We start from the raw sequence: 18,363 nt of genomic DNA, 5'->3' as shown, positions 1-18,363 counted from the left end.
TCATTTCATGACTACTTCCTCTGCAGCTCCCACCATTCTGCCTATCGCTGCTGTCAGCCAGCTGGCGTTTCGCGAGGCGATGTCCAGCCTGGCCGCCGCCGTCAACGTCATCACCACCGATGGCCCTGGCGGACGTGCCGGCTTTACCGCGACCGCCGTGTGCAGCGTGACGGATCAACCGCCGACGCTGCTGGTCTGCATCAACCGCAGTGCATCGGTGTATGACGCTTTCATGGAGAACGGCACGTTGTGCGTCAATACGCTGGGCAACGGTCAGCAGGACTTGTCCAACCTGTTCGGCGGCAAGAGCTCACAGCAGGAACGCTTTGCCTGCGGCCAGTGGGAACCCGGAGTGACCGGCGCGCCGATCCTGGACGGTGCGAAACTGGCGCTCGACTGCAAGGTGAGCCAGTCGATCAGCGTCGGCACGCATGACATCCTGTTCTGCGAAGTCGTGGATATCAGGCATCAGAGCGGCGCAGACGCATTGGTGTACTTCGCCCGTCGCTATCATCACCTGCCGAGCGAAACGCCAGTGTCATGAAGGCTTTGCCGGCTGACTGGCGGACTTGCAGAATGAACCCACCGGAATGCACCAAATAGGCATGATTTTTTGCGACACCTCCGTATACTGGCATTGTGAGATCAGGATGATCCTTGCAGTCAATGAGGTGAAGTCATGTCGGTCCATAGCGCCTGCATCCTGCTGATACCCGCCAGCAGCCCATCGTATGCTCGTCGCGCTTACCCGCCGCCTGGCATGCCTATGCACGCGGGTGGCTGAGCATGCTGAAGAAAATACCTGTGGCTGAGCTTGCCCTGGGCATGTACATCCACAAAATCTGCCGCCGCTGGACCAATGATCCATTCTGGATAGGCCTGGTCGAAGTCATGCTCGATGACATTGAAGTGCTCAGGCGCATCCAGCAATCGGGCACCCAGGAAGTCTGGATCGAAACCGGCAAAAGCCGTGTACTGGCACCCGAGCCCTCGGCCGCCTCGACAGCGCCATCGGCCAGCGACGATACGACTCCGACCAGTCTCGAAAAGGAAGTTCTACGCGCCAGGGTGATCTGTGGACGGGCCAGAGATGCGGTCATGTCCATGTTTACCGAAGCGCGCATGGGCCGGGCCATGGATGTCGGCAATGTGCAATTGCTGGTGGAAGAAATCTCCAACTCGATCCTGCGCCATCCGCACGCGCTGATCAGCCTGTCACGCCTGAAGACATCCGACGAATACACCTACATGCACTCGGTGGCGGTCTGCGCGTTGATGGTTGCGCTGGCCAAACGCATGGGCATGCCTGACGATCAGGTCCGTGAGGCCGGTGTGGCCGGGCTGATGCACGATGTCGGCAAAATGATGATCGCCCCGGCGGTGCTCAACAAACCGGGCCGCCTGACCCGCGACGAATTCGAGATCATGAAGGCCCACCCCGAGCTGGGTGTGAAGATCCTCATGGAGACGCAGCCCGTGGCAGCGTCGGTGATTGACGTCTGCCTGCATCACCACGAAAAGGTCGACGGGTCGGGCTACCCGCATGGCCTGAAAGGCGACCAGATCAGCATCTTCGCGCGCATGGGCGCGGTCTGCGATGTGTATGACGCGATTACTTCCGACCGCCCTTACAAAAAGGGCTGGGGCGTTGCCCATTCGATTCGCGAAATGGCCTCGTGGAAAGGGCATTTTGACGATGTGGTGTTTCAAAGCTTCGTCAAGACCGTGGGTATTTACCCGATCGGCACACTGGTACGCCTGGAGAGCGGGCGCCTCGGCGTGGTGGTCGAACAAGGTCAGGCATCGCTGCTGAAACCGAAAGTGAAGGTGTTCATGTCGGCGCGCACCGGCAAGACGTTCGCCGCGCAAGTCATCGACCTGACTTGCCCTTCCGACCCGGACGGGATCGTCAGAATCGAAAAACCCACCGACTGGGGGCTGGAAGAAGTCGATACGCTGTGGGCGGGCAGCCCGGCCTGAGCGGCCCGGTGAACGCCACCGCTGTCAACCCAGCAAGCCCAGCGTCTTGGCCCTCGCCACCGCTTGAGTACGACGCTCGACCCCCAGTTTGCTGTTGATATGACTGGCGTGGGTCTTGACGGTGTGCAGAGAGATGAACAGCTGCTCGCTGATCTCCTGATTGGAACAGCCCTGTGCAATCAGTTGCAGCACTCCCAGTTCACGCACGCTGAGGCAATCGCCGCCATGTGCCGGCTCGTGCAACGGCGTGCAACAGACCGGGAGTTTTTCCAGCAGCGCAGCTCGAACCCGACAGGGTGGCAGTTGCAGCAGTTGCTCATGCAGCCACTGGGGGTGCTCGGCAATCAGCGCCTTGAACGGTATCAGTGCGCCGCCGGACGCTGCGGGCAGGCTGCGCAGCAACAATTCCCGCGCCTCATCGCGTCGCGCCTGGCTCAGCAGCAGGCCGATCTGCTGGGTCATGGCGATCAGTCCCAGCAGTTTCGCCCCCACCTCCTGAGCGCGCAGCTCAAGCGCCCGCAAGCGCTGCTCGCAGGCAACGCCGTCACCCTGTAGTCGTTCGAGTACGGCACGCTGCAACTCGATGTGTTGCGGCAATTGTGGATGGCATTCGGGGGCCGCAGCGCCGAGACCGCCGTTGTAGGTTTGCGTCAGGCGCAGCAGCCACGCTTCGGCAAGGTCCATGCGCCCCTGCAACAGCCACAGCTCGCATTTGACCAAGGTAATCATCGCCAGGTAGTAGATCGGCGGCACGTCCCAGATGTGCATCAGACGTTCGGCCTCGGCAAGCTCGGCGAAGGCTTCGGCAAAGCGGCCGGCGCAGCCTTCCATGGTGGCGATCACGCAATGACCGATCAGCACGCTGATGTCGCGACAGGCGCGCGCCTCGGCCAGCCCGGCCAGCAATAACGCCCGCCCCTCGTCCACCTGCAGACGCAGGGTCAGCAAGTAGCCTTCATACAGCGTCAGACGCGCGCGGACCGCGTACAGCCGAACGGTGGACAAGCCTTTGAGGCGTTGCTGCCCCTGCCGTACTTCCTCAAGCGCGCGCAGAATCTCGCCCCGTGCCTGCAGGACTCGGGCGCGGTCGTAATGCGCCAGCGCCTCGAACAACGGATTGGCGACCCGCTGAGCCAGCTCCAGCGCATCACGATTCAACACGCGGGCGCGCCACAGATCACCGTTGGCAACCGCGAGGTTGGCCAGTGTCGACAGGCACACCAGCCGCTGCCCATAACGTTTTTCCGGCAGGCTCAGCAGGGCTTCGGTGCAATAGCGCTGAGTCTTTTCACTGTCTCCACGGCCACGGGCGATGATGCCGCTGAGCGCCAGCCACTGGGCGAGCATGGATTTCTGAGCCGTGGCCGAGGGCGCCGGCAGAAACCGGCTCAGTTGATTGGCCAGCTCTTCGGCGGCATCCAGCTGGCAGGCCAGCCCCAGCGCCCAGGCGTAGAGCACGATCAGGCGTGGCGTGCTGGTCAGCAGGTCATCCGGCAAATCCATCTTCCAGCGCAGCAGCATGCCGACGTTCTGTTCGGCCAGCAGTTGCTCTTCCGAGAGGTTCTGCACCAGATTGGCCGCCACATCCAGATGCCCGGCGCGTAACGCCTGCTCGACCGCTTCGTCCAGTTGGCCCTGAGCGCTGAACCAGCGGCAGGCATTGAGGTGCAGACGGGTCGGTGGTGCACCGGCCGCCTGACGCGCGCGCAACAGATCGGAAAACAGATGGTGATAGCGAAACCAATGGCCCTGCTCGTCCAGCGGCACCAGAAAAACCTGATGCGCCTGTAGATAACCCAGCATCTCAACACTGTCATGGCTGTCCCGCGCGGCGTCGCACAGCTCGGCGCAAAAGCGTTCCAGGCAGGCGGTATCGTAGAGAAACGCCTGAACATCGGCAGGCAGGCAGTCGATCACTTCTTCAAGCAGGTACTCGCGAATCAGCACCTCACTGCCACGCAGCGCCTGGGGCAAGGCGCTTTCGTCGCCGGCTTCGGATGCCGCCAGCAACCAGAAGCGTAGCCCGGCGACCCAGCCCTCGCTGCGCTGAATCAGGCTTTGCAACGCCTCGCTGTCGAGCGACCCGCAGTGCCGCTCCAGCACTGCCATGGATTCGGCGTGCGTGAGGCGCAGGTCCTGTTCGTTGATTTCCAGCAACTGCCGCGTCAGACGCAAGCGTGCCAGATGCCAGTCCGGGCGCTGTCGGCTGGTCACCATCACCACCAGCCCGGCCGGCAGATGATTGAGAAGGAACTGCAGGCAGCGATCGAGTACCGGTCCCTGGGCCAGATGATAGTCATCGAGCACCAGCAGCAGCGGCTTGCTCAGTATCAGGTGCATGACCAATTCGTCGAGCAGGCCGTCGAGCCACTCCTCGAAGGCAAACGGCTGGTGGCGCTGGCGCATCTTCAGCAGGCTCATCGCCTGAACGCCCAGTTGCGGGAAGAACTGTTGAAGGCTGGCCAGCAAACGCTCGAGAAAACGGCCCGGGTCGCTGTCCCGCGCGCTCAGACCCAGCCATACGTTTTGCCAGTTGTCCGGCAACCCCTGACAGAACTCGACAGCCAGCGAGCTCTTGCCGAACCCGGCCGGGGCGCAGATCAGCAGCAGTCGGCCGCCAAGCCCCGCATCGAGACGCTGACACAGGCGCGCACGGGGAACATAACCCTCAGGCAGAGGTGGACGGAAAAATCGTCCTTCCAACGCAGGAATCGCGCCGTCTGCAAACCCTTGCATTCGGGACAGATCAGTCATGGCCGGCTCGTGTAGGAATCGTTGTTTCGGCATCGCGGTGTTCGGAGACTAGCGGGTAAATCGCTACTTTTGAAAGGCCATCACCGAAAAGACTGTAACAAAATTCCTACAGCTTATAAGGCCGCTTTCCACAACTGAAAAAGCCCCGGTCAAGGGGCTTTTCAGGCGCACAAGGCAGGCGCTGCGCTACAGCGTGTATCGATTAGGTATCAACGAACCCCTTCCTGACGCAGCGCGTTGGGGGTGAAGTCGCTGGTGCCGGCCGTGAAGCCGAACTCGTAGGCTTTCTTCTCTTCGTTCTTCATGCCCAGCGCCACGTAGCGACCCGATTGCAGGTCGTACAGTGTTTCTACCGCGTACCACGGCACTTGCTTGTCGTAGTAGTTTTCCGAGTGTGCCTCGGCCACGCGCCACAACTGACCACGCCCGTCGTAATGGTCGATGACGGCAGCCTGCCAGGTGTCTTCATCAATGAAGAAGTCACGCTTGGCATAGATATGACGCTGCCCTTCCTTGAGGGTAGCGGTCACGTGCCAGACGCGGCGCAGTTCGTAGCGGGTCAGGTCCTGGTTGATATGGCCGGCCTTGATGATGTCGGCGTACTTGAGCGTCGGATCGTCCAGCTTGTGGCTGTTGGCGGCGATGAACATTTCCTGCTTGCCGATCAGTTTCCAGTCATAGCGATCCGGCGCGCCATTGTACATGTCGAGGTTGTCGGAGGTGCGCAGCCCGTCGGACGCGGTGCCCGGCCCGTCATAGGACACCTGCGGCGCACGCCGGACGCGGCGTTGACCGGCGTTGTACAGCCAGGCCGAACGCGGCTCCTTCACCTGATCGAGGGTTTCATGCACCAGCAGCACGCCACCGGCCAGACGCGCCGGGGCGGTGACTTCCTGCTTGAAATAGAACAGCACGTTGCCCGGATTTTTCGGGTCGAAATCCCTCATCTTGTCGCGAAACACGAACTGATCGGAGAAATACACCAGGCTGTAGGAGCCATTGGGCTGTGGCGTGGCCTGGGTGACCAGACGCTTGACGCTGCCGCCCCGGTAGCGGGTGATGTGGTTCCAGATGACCTCGACGCCACTGGCCGGGATCGGGAACGGGATTGCCGTGTCGAAGTTTTCCAGACCACTGCCGCCGCCGACCAGCTTGGTGGTGGTGGCATTCTTTTTGATAGCGACGAACACGTCATCCGGCACGGTGGCACCGCGATGGGTCGGGTACACCGGAATCCTGTAGCTGTCCGGGTAACGCTTGAACATCGCGTATTGGCCCGGCGCCAGCTTGTCCTTGTACTGCTCGACATTGGCCGCAGTGATGATGAACAGCGGTTTTTCACTGGCGTAGGGGTTGGCAAGGAAACCCTTGCTGTCCACCGCCCCGGCGTTTTTCGGCATCGGGCTCCAGGCCGGGATGGTGTTGGCCGCATTACCGGCCTTTTCCGCGCCCATCGGCGTCAGCGAGGTGCCCAGCTTTGCCGCTTCGGACTCGGATACCGCAGCCATCACCCCTGTCGCCAGCAGCGACAGACCCAGAACCCCGACTTGCAACAGACTTTTTGTTATTTTCATGTTCATCGTCATCCTGAAAACCATGTTCTTAGAAGTTCATGCCGAAGCTGAGCGCCACGAAGTCCCGATCATCGACCGTGGTGTACTTGCCATCAAAGAAGTTGGTGTAGGAAAGGTTTGCGGTGTAGGTGTTCTGGTACTCGGCATCGAGCCCCAGGCTGACGGCCTTGCGCCCTTCTTCGAAGTTGCCGCCAGGGCCGGGTGAATAGCCTTTGACGTCATGCGACCAAGCCACGCTCGGCTTGAGGTTGACCCCGGCAAACACGCTGTTGTAATCCCAGATGGCGCGGGCGCGGTAGCCCCAGGAGTTGGCAGTGGTAAAGCCGTCGTCTTCGCAATAGCGGGTCAGGTTGTTCTGCTCGGCACCGGTCAGCGTGCCGGCGTTCAGCGTTGCGCATTGACCGCCAGGCAGCGGCCCAGGGCCATACACCGGATCGCGTCCGTAACGGATTTTGGAGGTGCTTTCGAGCCCGCCCACGTGCGTCCAGCCCACTTCACCGACCACCGTCAGACGCTCTGCGCCCATGACCTGATCGAAGAACTGGGTAAATGTGGTCTGCATCTGGGTGATTTCTTTGCGGCGATAACCGGCTTGATCCGTATTCGGCTGACCGCTGAGCAGCGACACGTTGGGGTTGAGCGGCGAAATGCCCGAATAGAGGATGTCGGTGGTGTTGACCTGAATCGGTGCGTTGGGGCGGTAGCTGATCTCGCCGCTCCACGCCGTGCCGGTGGGCAGCGTGGTCGAGAAGCTCAGGCCGTACAGGCGAATGTCTTCGGGGTACTCAACGTAGTAACTGGAGTTGCCCGCCACCACCACCGGCAGCAGGCTGGGGGCCAGCGCGGCGGCAGTGCTGGCAGGAATGCCGTTGCGAACCAGCGAACCGACCAGCCCTTGCGGACTGAACGAAGCGGCCGAGCCGCCGCGCCCGCTGAAAATCGGTGCACGGCTGTGGTAATTCATCATGTACGCGCCGAACTCGGTGTCCAACGGTTCGAAGTTGTAACGCAAGGCGAAACCGAACTGGCCGCTGTCGCGCGCATCGCGGTCAGGGCCTCGACGCACCACCGCGCCCTCATCCGGGTTGCCGAACACCACGCCCTGCTGCGACAGCGAATTGAACACCGCACCGCGTGCGCCGGCTGGCAAACCGGCCGCCGTCAGCGAGCTGTTCAGGCCGCTGCGGCTGCGCAAGACCGCCAGGTTGTTGTTGCAGCCATCGGCAATCACATCGGGTTGCGAGAAGAAGGTGCCGCAGTTGTCGACGACCGTCTGATCCCATTCCAGCTGGTAGAAACCTTCGGCAGACAGGTTGTCGGTCAGGCTCTGGGACAGGTAGAACATGTTGACCGGAATCAGGCCTTCCTTGATTTCCGAACCGGGTCGCCGGAACGCCGAGACATCGATCGGGTTGACGCTGTTGATGCCGCCCTGAATGAAGGTACTTTCACCCCAACTGATGACCTGCTTGCCGAAGCGCACCGCGCCGGGCTGATCGGCAATCGAATAGTTGTGATAGACGAAGGCGTCGAGCAGCTGGAACCCGGACGACTTGGCGCCCTCCTTGCGGCCCGAGTCGCTGATGTCCTTGAACTCGCGGTTTTCATCCTTGAGTTCGAAGTCGTACCAATATTTGCCGCGCAGGAAAACGCCGGTATCGCCGTATTTCAATTCCAGATCATGAATGCCCTTGAATATCTTCGAAAACGTCTCCCCACGCTTGAAGTTCAAGTGACCGTCATCGGACGTCTGCGACAGACCACGCCCACCGTTGTTGGCGCCGATCAGGTTCTTGTTGGGATTGGCAGTCGACCAGCTCGCGCCCACCGACAGCGAGGAGTCGAAACTGCCTTCGATCTCGCCAACGTTGAAGGTCACGGCAAAGGCCGGGCTGGCGAGCGATGAGGCAAGGCTGACAGCCAGAGGCAGCCTGGCCCGACGCCAGAAGGGGGATGTGCTTGTCATCGACGCTACTCCTTGTGTTTTATTGTTATGGCGGTGGGGAAATCCAGAAACGAATCAGTCATCGAATCAACACACACGCCAGGTCCGCTCTTGCCATTCCCGGTGCTGACTATAGCCAGCACGCTCTGACGCTAGATCCCTCTAAAGTGTGATTTGCACGACCAACGCCTCTGGACCGCCCGTTTCCGGGAGGCCGCCAAAAAACATGTGGCGGGGAGGATGGCGTAATTTGCAAATTTGGCAAGTCACAGAGCAGGACCTGCAGCGCAGACACGTGCCGTCGCCGACGGATACGGCACGCCCGAGGTGTCAGAGGGTCGACAGAAAGGCACTGTTGCTGCTTTGCCACTCCACGATGTCCAGGCGCATGCGTTTCTTGTCCAGCTTGCCGACGCTGGTCTTGGGAATTTCGGTAACAAGCGCGATCTGGCTGGGAATGGCCCACTTATTGATATGACCTTGCTCGACAAACGGCTTGAGGTGTTCCTTCAAACCCTTGGCATCGAGCTGGTGGCCATCACGAATCACCAGCAAGGCAAACGGCCGCTCTCCCCATTGCGGATCGGCGATGCCGACCACTGCCACTTCGCGCACTGCCGGGTGGCGACTGCACAAGTCTTCGAGTTCCAGCGAGGAAACCCATTCGCCACCGGTCTTGATCACGTCCTTGATACGGTCGCGAATGTCGATGAAGCCCATGCCGTCCAGCGTCGCCACATCGCCGGTGTGCAGCCAGCCGCCCGCCCACAACTCGGCGCCTTTTTCGGGCTCGCGAAAGTAGCTTCCGGTCAGCCAGGGCGCACGCAAAACCAGCTCGCCTTGGGTTTCGCCGTCGGCCGGGAGGAAGTTGCCCTGTTGATCAATGATGGCGGCCTCCACCAGCATCCCCGGCACGCCGGCCTTGATCCGGTAGGTGATGCGCTCGTCTTCACTGCCCGCTTTCAACTCCTCGTTGATGTGCGCTACGGATATGAGCGGTCCGGTTTCGGACATGCCGTACGCGGCAGTGAGCTGGATGCCACGGGATTTGGCGGCCTGATACAGGCTGCGGGTCAGGGAGCTGCCGCCAATGATGATCTTCCAGCCGCGGAAATCGACATCCTGGGCAGACTTGGCGTTCAGGAGCATTTGCAGGATGGTCGGCACGCAATGAGAGAAGGTGACTTTCTCCCTGCGCCAGAGCTCTACCAGCAACTCGGGATCGTAGCGGCCGGGGTACACCTGCTTCAGACCAAGCATGGTTGCGGCATAGGGGATGCCCCAGGCGTGCACGTGAAACATCGGCGTGATCGGCATGTAGACGTCATCGGTGCCGAGCAGCCGGGTGCTGTCGATACAGCCCATGATGGTCGCCACACCCATGGTGTGCAGCACCAGTTGGCGGTGGGTGAAATACACCCCCTTGGGGTTGCCGGTGGTGCCGGTGGTGTAAAACGTGGTGGCGACCGAGTTTTCGTCGAAATCCTCGAACACGTATTCGGGGCTGGCCGCCGCCAGCAGGGTCTCGTACTCGCCCACGAGGTTGGGCAGCTCGGCGGTCTTGTCTGGCAAATCGGTCAGCAGCAGGGTCTTTTCGACCGTATTCAAATGTTCGGACATCGCCTGATACAGCCCGGTGAACTCGCTGTTCACCAGCACCAGACGGTCATCGGCGTGATTGATGGTGTAGGCGATCTGCTCGGGAGAAAGCCGCACATTGACGGTGTGGATGACCGCGCCAATCATTGGGATGGCGAACATGCACTCCAGGTAGCGGTGGCTGTCCCAGTCCATCACCGCCACGGTGTCGCCAGCTTTCACGCCCGCCGCGGTCAGTACGTTGGCCAGGCGGCAGATGCGTTCGTTGAGGGTGGCGTAGGTGTAGCGGACCGAATCACGGTAGATGATTTCGCGCGTCTTTTCATAACGACTGCCGGACAGCAGCAGGCGCTTGATCAACAGAGGGCACTGATAAGCGCCATCGGCGGGCGGAAGAACGCGAGTCTGTAACATATGAAGCCCTTTTCAAAGTCCACAGGCGTGGCTGGAAATATGGACTCTAGGGCCTCGGGCTGCCAGTGAAATCAGTAAAAGGGATGATTTGGCGAGACGCCCCGTGCTGTCTGCAAGGGGCGTCCGGGTTGCTGCATATGCTCGGTGTTAGGCGTCCTGAATTCAGGTTTCAGCGGACCTCGGTCAGCGCCAGCTTGATGCCCAGCGCGATCAGCACGCCGCCCATGGCCCGGTCGAACCAGTGCCCCATGCGCGCGAATCCTGCGCGTACCCGGGCCTGGCTGAACAGTCGCGCCACCAGACAGAACCACGCCGCCGTCGCCACCGCGAGATACACGCCGTAACCGCCCTGCACCAGCAATGGCGTATGCGGATTGATCACCACGGTGAACAGCGAGAGGAAGAACAGCGTCGCCTTGGGGTTCAGGCCATTGGTGACGAAACCGCTGATGTAGGCACCGCGCGCCGTGCGCTCGCCGGGCGTGGCCTTGATGGCGGCATCGCCCGTCGCGGCGGCCGGTTTGGCGCGCAACGCCTTGATGCCGATGTACAGCAGATAGGCAGCGGCTGCCCATTTCAGCGCGTTGAACAGCACGATGGACTGGGAAACGATAATCCCGATCCCCAGCAGCGAATAGCCCACATGCAGAAAGATCGCCGAGCCGACGCCCAACGCCGCCCAGGTCCCGGCCTTGCGCCCATGAGTCACGCTTTCACGCACCACCACCGCGAAATCCGGACCGGGACTGGCAACCGCCAGCAAGTGAATCAGCGCAACGGTAAGAAACTCTGCCCAGTACATGTGGGACCTCCTGGAGGATTGACGTCTGACTCGGCAGATTACGCTGTCTGGTGTGTCCGCAACAGGTGCCCGCATTGATGCGACGCAGGGCTTGCTCTAACTATCGTGCGACGCTGGAGCGTGCGGAATGATCATCGCAACTATCGTGCGGCGCCCTGCGTCGCATGCCGTTCCGGACGCTCCGCGTCGTCCTGGCCCATATCCTGTTAGACTGCGCGCTTTTTCAGGAGCCATTCCATGGACCCGCGCAGTGAAGTGTTACTCCGTCAGGCCGAGCTGTTTCAGGGCTCGCTGTTGTTGGTCGGGCTGCCCGCCGATGACCTGCTCGGAAAACTGCCGGATGCCCGTGGATGGTGCTGGCACGCCGGTGATCAGGCGGCGCTGGACGCACGTTTTGAAGGGCGCGTGGATTTCGGCGTCGAAGCGCCACAGACTGCTTTTGAAGCCGCCGTGCTGTTCCTGCCCAAGGCACGCGACCTGACCGACTACCTGCTCAATGCGCTGGCCTCGCGACTGGCCGGGCGCGAGCTGTTTCTGGTCGGCGAGAAACGTGGCGGTATCGAAGCGGCTGCCAAGCAACTGAGCCCGTTCGGTCGCGCACGCAAGCTGGACAGCGCCCGCCACTGCCAGCTGTGGCAGGTGACGGTCGAGCACGCACCGCAAGCCGTCAGCCTGGAAAGCCTCGCCAAGCCCTACCAGATCGAATTGCAGGACGGCCCGCTTACCGTCGTCAGCCTGCCCGGCGTGTTCAGCCATGGCCGCCTTGATCGTGGTTCAGCCCTGTTGCTGGAAAACATTGACAAGCTGCCCAGCGGCAACCTGCTCGACTTCGGTTGTGGCGCCGGAGTGCTGGGGGCGGCGATCAAGCGTCGTTACCCGCACAACGAAGTCATCATGCTCGATGTCGATGCCTTCGCCACCGCCAGCTCGCGCCTGACCCTGGCCGCCAATGGCCTGCAAGCCCAGGTGCTGACCGGTGACGGCATCGACGCAGCACCGATGGGGTTGAACACGATTCTGAGCAACCCGCCGTTCCATGTCGGCGTTCATACCGATTACATGGCAACGGAAAACCTGCTGAGAAAAGCCCGCCAACATCTTAAATCAGGCGGCGAACTGCGCTTGGTGGCGAATAACTTTCTGCGTTATCAGCCGCTGATCGAAGAGCACGTCGGGCAGTGCGAAGTCAGGGCGCAAGGCAACGGTTTCAAAATCTACAGCGCCAAACGCCCCTGAAATAAGCACTTGCCGAAACGTTTTCGCGGAGGCAGAATCCGCTCCGTCCTAGGGGAGTAGTCTCCCACGAGCGCCATGCTCGTCCGGCACGTATCAACATACTTGGTCCTCAGACCATGGTACGTGCGACCCGGAATCCGCTCAGACGGATCGGTGGTTTGACAAGACCTATGACACGAACACCTTACCCGGGGCGGGGAGGTCGTACGTGTCATAGCCGTGTCGGCCCGCCCCTTAGGAAACCTGATGCTGGAATCATTCTTAATCCCTACCGCAGTGGTCGCACTCGCCGAAATCGGTGACAAGACGCAGTTGCTCGCGCTCATTCTCGCTGCGCGCTTTCGCAAGCCCTGGCCGATCATCGCAGGCATCGTTGCCGCAACGCTGGCCAACCATGCAGCAGCCGGCGCTGTAGGTGCGTGGTTCAGCAGTTATCTGTCAGACGCAGTGCTGCACTGGATACTCGCCGCCAGCTTTACCGCCACGGCGCTGTGGACACTGGTTCCGGACAAGATGGACGATGACGAAGCCAGCACGGCACGCAAGTTCGGCCCGTTCATGACCACGCTGATTACGTTCTTCATCGCTGAAATCGGTGACAAGACGCAGATCGCCACGGTGATGCTGGCGGCGCAGTATTCCTATCTGTGGCTGGTCATTCTGGGCACCACGGTGGGCATGCTGCTGGCCAACGTGCCGGTGGTACTGGCGGGCAATTTCGCCGCCGAGAAACTGCCACTGACCCTGATCCGCCGACTGGCTGCCTGCGCGTTCTTCGTGCTGGCGCTGGTGGCGGTTTACAAGGCAATGCAAGTCAGCGGCTGGGTGTAATGCTGGCCCGTAGCGTTGCAAAGACACTCGCAACGCTACGGACGACTCGTTCACTCAGGATTTGGGGGCAGCCTGATACAGCGGCATGACTTTCGGAATCGCAGCCTGCAACGAAGCGATGCGACTTTCCGAGGCCGGGTGAGTGCTCATGAACTCAGGCTGCGAACCACCGGAGTTCTGGGTCATCTTCTGCCACAGGGTGATCGCCGCATTCGGGTTGTAACCGGCACGTGCGGCCAGTTCCAGACCGAGCAGATCGGCTTCGTTCTCGTTACTGCGGCTGTTGGGCAGTGTCAGGCTGTAGTTGACCACGGTATCTGCCAACGCCAGGCTGTCCTGTCCCAATCCCAGCAAGGCACCTGCGCCCTGCTTGGCCATTGAAACGCCGTATGCCTTGGACATCGCTTCACGCCCATGCTCGCGCAGGGCATGGGCGATCTCGTGGCCCATGACCGCAGCGATTTCATCGTCGGTCAGCTTGAGGGTATCAATCAGACCGGTGTAAACGAAAATCTTGCCGCCAGGACCACAATTGGCGTTCAGCTCGTCGCTCTTGATCAGGTTGACTTCCCACTGCCACTGCGCCGAATCAGGCCGCAATTTGGGCGCCTGGGCAATCAGTCGATTGGCGATTGCATGAACCCGCTTGGCATTGGCGCTGGTGGTGTCCAGCACACCTTTGCTGGTCGCCTCGCCAACGGTCTGCTGGTAGGACTGGGCGTACATTTTGTTGACTTCATCCGTGGAGAGCATGCTGAACATGTACTGTTTGCGCTCCACACCGACCGAGTCGCCACTCGTGGTATTGACTGCCTGACACCCGCCGAGCAGCAACGCAGCGCTCAAGGCACAGAAGGCAAATGAAGGACGCATGGTGTATCTCCTTGTGTGTAAAACGGTCAGTCCCGGGGCAGACCTCTGCGCCAGATACCGGCCAACTCGCATCTTGGTCTTTGACAGGGGTGGATGGTTCCCGCAGGTGTGTCCAGTTTGTATCAGATGTACTTCAACGCGGATATCGGATTTGTCCGATTCGGTGTTTTTTGCCGTCCCCGCCTAGCTTAATGGCGTGAGGCACTCGGGCGCATTCAGCTTGGGATCGTTGACCAGATTGGCCAGAGGCCGTTCGCGCAGCGCCGTCTGCGGGGCAGCCAATAACGCTTGCAACGTCGGCAGCGGCGTGTCGGCGGCCAGCCAGTCTTTCTGACCCTTGGCATCCAGAATCAATGGCCGACGCTGGGTCGCAGCCGCCTGGGTGACCACCGCGACGCTCAGGTACGTATGCCCCTGCACCGGATAGGCTTCCCAGATGGCGGCGAAAAACAGCGCGGCGCCCTCCCCCGGCGTCAGCCAGAACGGACGCTTGCGCACCGTGCCGCGCCACTCGTAAAAGCCGTTGGCGGGGAGCAGACAGCGGCGATGGGTGAAGGCATCGCGAAACATCGGCTGCTCGGCCACGGTTTCGGCGCGGGCATGGGCGGGCGTTTTCGACAGGTCGGTGAGCCAGGCCGGCGTCAGGCCCCAGCGCGCGCGCACCAGCTCGATACCGTCAGCGTTTTCGGCGGCGCGCATGATCAACACCCAGTCGGCTGGCGAAATATTCCATTGCGCCTGCTGATCGGCAGGAAAACCGGGCAAGGCGGCAAAGGCAGGGGTCCAGCGAAACAGGGCGTAGCGTCCACACATGGGGGCTAATCAGACTCTTTTAAGGTGCTCAGCACACCAGTACATCGGGGAAGTCGTCCGGCTCATCGCCAGACAGAGGCGAGGCACTATTGTACGCAGTGATCAACGCTCGTGCGCGAGCGACCTGCGCATCTTCGACCTTGAGTGCCAGCAGCCCCAGCCCCGGCAGCTCGCCCATCGCCCCGAGCAGATCGCGACCGGCCAGATGCGCCTTGATGCCTTCACTGGCGAGCATTGCCAGCAGCAACTCGGCCTCCATCAGGTTCTCGGGCTCGTAGATCTTCTGCATCACTCGTTCTCGCTGCGAACGTCCAGATTCCAGTCTTCGCCGTCGGTCTGCAGGTCGAAAATGATCGGGCGGCAACAGACCGGACAGTCTTCAATGTACTGTTGATCGCCACCGGAAAGGTCCAGTACGGCTTCGACAGGTTCGCCGCAATAAGGGCAGTCGTAACTCTGTAATTCCTGCATCACGGTCTCCGGGATCAGTTATGCGTATAATTGACCCATTCTTCAGAAGGCAGTTTTAACAAATCCGTCTTCTTTTTACCCTATTCGATTCAAACAAGAGAGCATGATGGGCGAATTTGATGCCATCCGACCTTACAACGATGCAGAAGTCCCCGCCGTCTTGGCACGTCTGCTGAGCGACAAAGCCTTTCTCGCCATTCTGACCCGATTCCGCTTTCCCCGCCTCGCGGGCGCATTCGGCTGGCTGCTGCAGCCTACCCTGGCGCGCAAGCTGCGCCGCGAGTTTGCCGGTATCGACTCGGTCGCCACGCTGCAGGACAAGGTCGAATATTACGTCGACCACACGATCGAACGCGCCACGGACGGGGTCACCTACACCGGCGTCGAACAGCTGAAGTCCGGTTGCGCCTACCTGTTTCTGGCCAACCATCGCGATATCGTCATGGACCCGGCGTTCGTCAACTACGCCGTGTACCACGCAGGCCTGCCCACTCCGCGCATCGCGATTGGCGACAACCTGCTGCAAAAGCCATTCGTCAGCGACCTGATGCGCCTGAACAAGAGCTTCATCGTGCATCGCTCGATCATCGGGCGACGCGAGAAAATGGCGGCTTATCAACTGCTGTCGGCGTACATCAATCACTCGATCACCAAGGACTGCCAGTCGATCTGGATCGCTCAGGCCGAGGGCCGCGCCAAGGACGGTGACGACCGTACCGAGTCGGCGATCCTCAAGATGTTCCACATGAGCCGCAAGGATGAGCCGTTTGGCGACGTGATTCGTTCGCTGAACCTGATCCCGGTGTCGATCAGCTACGAATATGATCCGTGCGACAGCGCCAAGGCCCGCGAGCTGTACATTCGTGCGACAACCGGCGTCTACACCAAGACGCCGGGCGAAGACGACGTGAGCATTGCCCTCGGCATCACCGGCTATAAAGGCCGCGTGCACGTGAACTTCGCACCGCCGATCACCGAGTATTTCGAGGACACCAAGCAACTGGCCATCGAGATGGACCGGCAGATTCTCGGCGGCTATCGGCTGTTCCCGGTGCATTACCTGGCTTACGCGCAGTGGAGCGATGCCGATCCGGCGCTGGAAGTGCCGAAGGCTGACGCACTGTTCCCGGCCGATGAACTCGAACGCGCCAGGGAGGAGTGGGAAAGTCGCCTGGCTGGCACGCCGATCGAGCACCGCCCTTACATGATTCAGCAATACGCGACACCGGTGCGCAACCAGTACCGCGTCAAGGCAGGGCTGGCGCTTTAAGAATCGGAACGTCTATCGCGCCCATACTCCGCGTGGGTACGCCGTTCTGGATGCTCTGCGTCCGGTCTTGAGCGCTTCAGCGCGCCGTGACGCAGAGCGTCACCCAAGGCATTTCCATGCTGGAGCGTGAGGAGCGACAGGTGTGCGGGAGAACACGTGTCATGCCCATGCTCCGCGTGGTCATGCGCCCCCGAAATATTCTGCATGACAATTCTCTGCCGCTGTCACCCCAGCGTCATACTTCGCCTGCATTGTGTGGCTCCTCGAGAAACGGACTTCCCTCTCTTTGGAGCTTGTCATGCTGCATGCAAAAAATCAGGATCGCCTTTATCTCATTGCCCCAAGCGATGAGCAGCAGGAGTTGATCGATGGCCTGGCCTTCAATGTTCAGGACCGCCACTGGTTGGTCTACTGCGCCCTGGGCGGGCATGTTCATCATGATCTGCCGGATCTGGATCAGGACACGGGGTTGAGTTTTCTGGACTTTTACCAGCAGGCAGCCTGATACCAAACCCGGNCCGGCCCCCTCAACAGGGGCCGGGCTTTTTTATCGCGATGGTTAGAGGCTTACTGCGACAGGGTCGAACCGATGGTCGGGTCCTGGAACACGCGGGTCAGTGCGTCGCTCAGCACGTCGCTCACCAGCTTGGTGTTGGTTTCCTGATTCGGCGCCATACCGAAACGCTGATCCAGCGATGCGGCGTAACGACCACTGTAGGTGCGACCGTTATTGCGCACGTCAGCGCGGAACGTCGAGCTGATGGTGGCTTCAGTCACATACAGACCTTCCTTGGGCGACTGGTACTTCAAGTCAGCGAGGGTCACGGTCAACTGCGGAGCGCTGCCGCCCTGGGTCGGCGTAAAGCCCAACAGGCGCACGGCGGCTTCAGCCTGGGCCTGGAGCTTGGGAACGATATCGGCACCGTTGACGCTGATCGAACTGGTTTCCGGGTACATGCCGCCGCGCGTGCCCAGTGTCGGGCCAGGACGGCCGTCGACGACACGCACCACCACAGGCTGCCCGCGCCCTACCGGCGCCAGCTGCGCGTTGAGCTTGGGCGTGGGGCTGAGTTGTTGTGGGCTGTGGGCGCAACCCACCAGGGTCAAACTGCTTACAGCAAGCAAACCGAACAAAATGCGACGCAGCATGCTCATTTCTCCATGGGCCAGACACTGAATGTGCCGCAGTATAGCGGCCTGTAACAGCCGCTAACCAGAGGCCACTGACCGTTAAGCCTCGGACATTCGACACGCATCGGGGTTCACGCAGCAACGCAGGGCGAGATTCATCCGGCACGGTGTAATCATGGCGTCACATCCACGCGGCAGACTCGCCTCCATCGCACAGACGCTCATTCACGTCACAGGAGCTGCGCCATGAATCTGTTCCGGTCTCTGTTCACCGCACGCCCCCAGCATCGCCACTACGCGCGTATCGATCAGGCAGGCATCTGCCGTGCATTCAAACACTGCGCGCAACGTCCGACCGGCGTGGAATGGGTTGAAGTGACCGAGCAACGGATCAGCTGGCTGAATCGACCACTGCCCGCCAGCGCACGCGTGACGCAGCGTAGCGAACGCTCAACGCGCGGCCAGTTGCTCACCGCCTGACCGGAGAGCGAATAAAAGTCATTTAAAGCGATCAATTCCTGCCATTTCATCGCTATAATCTCCCCCCGATTATAAGGACGTCTCCTGATCGGGCCTCGCAGCACTGCTAATCGCCGTATTAGCGCCTTCGTAATGCCCACAGAGAGCCGCCCACACAGGTCATTTGCGCACGAGTGTGCTCGATGAAAGG

Annotated in this window: 17 protein-coding genes and 1 riboswitch; of the genes, 7 read left to right on the top strand and 10 right to left on the bottom strand. The window is 60.9% G+C overall.

Features of this window, described 5'->3' with window-relative positions; translation table 11 throughout:
• Positions 1-7 precede the first annotated feature (7 nt).
• Entirely contained in the window at positions 8-544 is a 537-nt protein-coding gene (rutF, locus tag AO388_RS09665) for an NADH-dependent FMN reductase RutF (RefSeq protein ID WP_058397484.1), read from the top strand.
• 242 nt (positions 545-786) lie between these two features.
• Positions 787-1,980 (top strand): HD-GYP domain-containing protein, encoded by a 1,194-nt coding sequence (locus AO388_RS09660; protein ID WP_003433690.1) that lies wholly within the window; start codon positions 787-789, stop codon positions 1,978-1,980.
• 24 nt (positions 1,981-2,004) lie between these two features.
• Here the strand turns inward: AO388_RS09660 and AO388_RS09655 are convergent, their stop codons facing one another.
• From AO388_RS09655 to AO388_RS09635, 5 genes are all read right to left on the bottom strand, one after another.
• Entirely contained in the window at positions 2,005-4,734 is a 2,730-nt protein-coding gene (locus tag AO388_RS09655; RefSeq protein WP_058416371.1) for a LuxR C-terminal-related transcriptional regulator, read from the bottom strand.
• A gap of 209 nt (positions 4,735-4,943) precedes the next feature.
• Positions 4,944-6,308, bottom strand: coding sequence for a DUF1329 domain-containing protein (locus tag AO388_RS09650; RefSeq protein ID WP_058416421.1), 1,365 nt, complete (start codon positions 6,306-6,308; stop codon positions 4,944-4,946).
• 28 nt (positions 6,309-6,336) lie between these two features.
• The gene (locus AO388_RS09645; RefSeq protein WP_003365537.1) at positions 6,337-8,274 is read right to left on the bottom strand and encodes a DUF1302 domain-containing protein; all 1,938 of its coding nucleotides are present in this window, start codon (positions 8,272-8,274) and stop codon (positions 6,337-6,339) included.
• Between the two features lie 309 nt (positions 8,275-8,583).
• The gene (locus tag AO388_RS09640; RefSeq protein WP_058416370.1) at positions 8,584-10,266 is read right to left on the bottom strand and encodes a fatty acid--CoA ligase; all 1,683 of its coding nucleotides are present in this window, start codon (positions 10,264-10,266) and stop codon (positions 8,584-8,586) included.
• Between the two features lie 169 nt (positions 10,267-10,435).
• Positions 10,436-11,068: a LysE family translocator gene (locus AO388_RS09635; RefSeq protein WP_003433697.1), complete on the bottom strand. Its 633-nt coding sequence runs from the start codon at positions 11,066-11,068 to the stop codon at positions 10,436-10,438.
• Between the two features lie 237 nt (positions 11,069-11,305).
• Here AO388_RS09635 and AO388_RS09630 point away from each other — a divergent pair, with 237 nt between their 5' ends.
• Both AO388_RS09630 and AO388_RS09625 read left to right on the top strand, forming a co-directional pair.
• A complete protein-coding gene (locus tag AO388_RS09630) occupies positions 11,306-12,304 on the top strand; it encodes a class I SAM-dependent methyltransferase (RefSeq protein ID WP_054080647.1) in 999 nt (332 codons plus the stop codon).
• Between the two features lie 38 nt (positions 12,305-12,342).
• Positions 12,343-12,481, top strand: a riboswitch (yybP-ykoY riboswitch).
• Between the two features lie 69 nt (positions 12,482-12,550).
• Positions 12,551-13,135, top strand: coding sequence for a TMEM165/GDT1 family protein (locus AO388_RS09625; RefSeq protein WP_003365548.1), 585 nt, complete (start codon positions 12,551-12,553; stop codon positions 13,133-13,135).
• A gap of 54 nt (positions 13,136-13,189) precedes the next feature.
• Here the strand turns inward: AO388_RS09625 and AO388_RS09620 are convergent, their stop codons facing one another.
• The 4 genes from AO388_RS09620 to AO388_RS09605 all read right to left on the bottom strand — a co-directional run bounded on the left by AO388_RS09620 (position 13,190) and on the right by AO388_RS09605 (position 15,292).
• Complete coding sequence (locus AO388_RS09620; RefSeq protein ID WP_003365550.1) at positions 13,190-14,008, bottom strand: M48 family metallopeptidase; 819 nt, start codon at positions 14,006-14,008, stop codon at positions 13,190-13,192.
• 183 nt (positions 14,009-14,191) lie between these two features.
• Positions 14,192-14,821 carry an SOS response-associated peptidase gene (locus AO388_RS09615; RefSeq protein ID WP_003365552.1) on the bottom strand — a complete coding sequence of 210 codons (630 nt, stop codon included), beginning with the start codon at positions 14,819-14,821 and terminating at the stop codon, positions 14,192-14,194.
• Positions 14,822-14,849: 28 nt separating this feature from the next.
• Complete coding sequence (locus AO388_RS09610; protein ID WP_003365554.1) at positions 14,850-15,110, bottom strand: putative signal transducing protein; 261 nt, start codon at positions 15,108-15,110, stop codon at positions 14,850-14,852.
• On the bottom strand, positions 15,110-15,292 hold the full coding sequence (locus AO388_RS09605) for a CPXCG motif-containing cysteine-rich protein (RefSeq protein WP_002552181.1): 183 nt from the start codon (positions 15,290-15,292) through the stop codon (positions 15,110-15,112). Before AO388_RS09605 ends, AO388_RS09610 begins: the two co-directional genes overlap by 1 nt.
• 106 nt (positions 15,293-15,398) lie before the next feature.
• Between AO388_RS09605 and AO388_RS09600 the strand changes: the two genes are divergently transcribed.
• Together AO388_RS09600 and AO388_RS09595 are read left to right on the top strand one after the other, a co-directional pair.
• On the top strand, positions 15,399-16,562 hold the full coding sequence (locus AO388_RS09600; RefSeq protein ID WP_032609513.1) for a 1-acyl-sn-glycerol-3-phosphate acyltransferase: 1,164 nt from the start codon (positions 15,399-15,401) through the stop codon (positions 16,560-16,562).
• 298 nt (positions 16,563-16,860) lie between these two features.
• Complete coding sequence (locus AO388_RS09595; protein WP_003346138.1) at positions 16,861-17,067, top strand: hypothetical protein; 207 nt, start codon at positions 16,861-16,863, stop codon at positions 17,065-17,067.
• Between the two features lie 62 nt (positions 17,068-17,129).
• Here the strand turns inward: AO388_RS09595 and AO388_RS09590 are convergent, their stop codons facing one another.
• Entirely contained in the window at positions 17,130-17,711 is a 582-nt protein-coding gene (locus tag AO388_RS09590) for a YajG family lipoprotein (protein WP_003365560.1), read from the bottom strand.
• 228 nt (positions 17,712-17,939) lie between these two features.
• Between AO388_RS09590 and AO388_RS09585 the strand changes: the two genes are divergently transcribed.
• Complete coding sequence (locus tag AO388_RS09585) at positions 17,940-18,173, top strand: hypothetical protein (protein ID WP_003365562.1); 234 nt, start codon at positions 17,940-17,942, stop codon at positions 18,171-18,173.
• Positions 18,174-18,363: the final 190 nt, after the last annotated feature.

Source organism: Pseudomonas sp. ICMP 10191, assembly GCF_001467335.1.
GTDB classification, from domain to species: domain Bacteria; phylum Pseudomonadota; class Gammaproteobacteria; order Pseudomonadales; family Pseudomonadaceae; genus Aquipseudomonas; species Aquipseudomonas cerasi.
This window is presented reverse-complemented; position numbering and strand designations above follow the sequence as displayed.

Excerpts from the sequence above, each read along its gene's own strand:
- rutF (WP_058397484.1), top strand. The coding sequence starts at position 8 with ATGACTACTTCCTCTGCAGCTCCCACCATTCTGCCTATCGCTGCTGTC.
- AO388_RS09660 (WP_003433690.1), top strand. The coding sequence starts at position 787 with ATGCTGAAGAAAATACCTGTGGCTGAGCTTGCCCTGGGCATGTACATC.
- AO388_RS09655 (WP_058416371.1), bottom strand. The coding sequence starts at position 4,734 with ATGACTGATCTGTCCCGAATGCAAGGGTTTGCAGACGGCGCGATTCCT.
- AO388_RS09650 (WP_058416421.1), bottom strand. The coding sequence starts at position 6,308 with ATGAAAATAACAAAAAGTCTGTTGCAAGTCGGGGTTCTGGGTCTGTCG.
- AO388_RS09645 (WP_003365537.1), bottom strand. The coding sequence starts at position 8,274 with ATGACAAGCACATCCCCCTTCTGGCGTCGGGCCAGGCTGCCTCTGGCT.
- AO388_RS09640 (WP_058416370.1), bottom strand. The coding sequence starts at position 10,266 with ATGTTACAGACTCGCGTTCTTCCGCCCGCCGATGGCGCTTATCAGTGC.
- AO388_RS09635 (WP_003433697.1), bottom strand. The coding sequence starts at position 11,068 with ATGTACTGGGCAGAGTTTCTTACCGTTGCGCTGATTCACTTGCTGGCG.
- AO388_RS09630 (WP_054080647.1), top strand. The coding sequence starts at position 11,306 with ATGGACCCGCGCAGTGAAGTGTTACTCCGTCAGGCCGAGCTGTTTCAG.
- AO388_RS09625 (WP_003365548.1), top strand. The coding sequence starts at position 12,551 with ATGCTGGAATCATTCTTAATCCCTACCGCAGTGGTCGCACTCGCCGAA.
- AO388_RS09620 (WP_003365550.1), bottom strand. The coding sequence starts at position 14,008 with ATGCGTCCTTCATTTGCCTTCTGTGCCTTGAGCGCTGCGTTGCTGCTC.
- AO388_RS09615 (WP_003365552.1), bottom strand. The coding sequence starts at position 14,821 with ATGTGTGGACGCTACGCCCTGTTTCGCTGGACCCCTGCCTTTGCCGCC.
- AO388_RS09610 (WP_003365554.1), bottom strand. The coding sequence starts at position 15,110 with ATGCAGAAGATCTACGAGCCCGAGAACCTGATGGAGGCCGAGTTGCTG.
- AO388_RS09605 (WP_002552181.1), bottom strand. The coding sequence starts at position 15,292 with ATGCAGGAATTACAGAGTTACGACTGCCCTTATTGCGGCGAACCTGTC.
- AO388_RS09600 (WP_032609513.1), top strand. The coding sequence starts at position 15,399 with ATGGGCGAATTTGATGCCATCCGACCTTACAACGATGCAGAAGTCCCC.
- AO388_RS09595 (WP_003346138.1), top strand. The coding sequence starts at position 16,861 with ATGCTGCATGCAAAAAATCAGGATCGCCTTTATCTCATTGCCCCAAGC.
- AO388_RS09590 (WP_003365560.1), bottom strand. The coding sequence starts at position 17,711 with ATGCTGCGTCGCATTTTGTTCGGTTTGCTTGCTGTAAGCAGTTTGACC.
- AO388_RS09585 (WP_003365562.1), top strand. The coding sequence starts at position 17,940 with ATGAATCTGTTCCGGTCTCTGTTCACCGCACGCCCCCAGCATCGCCAC.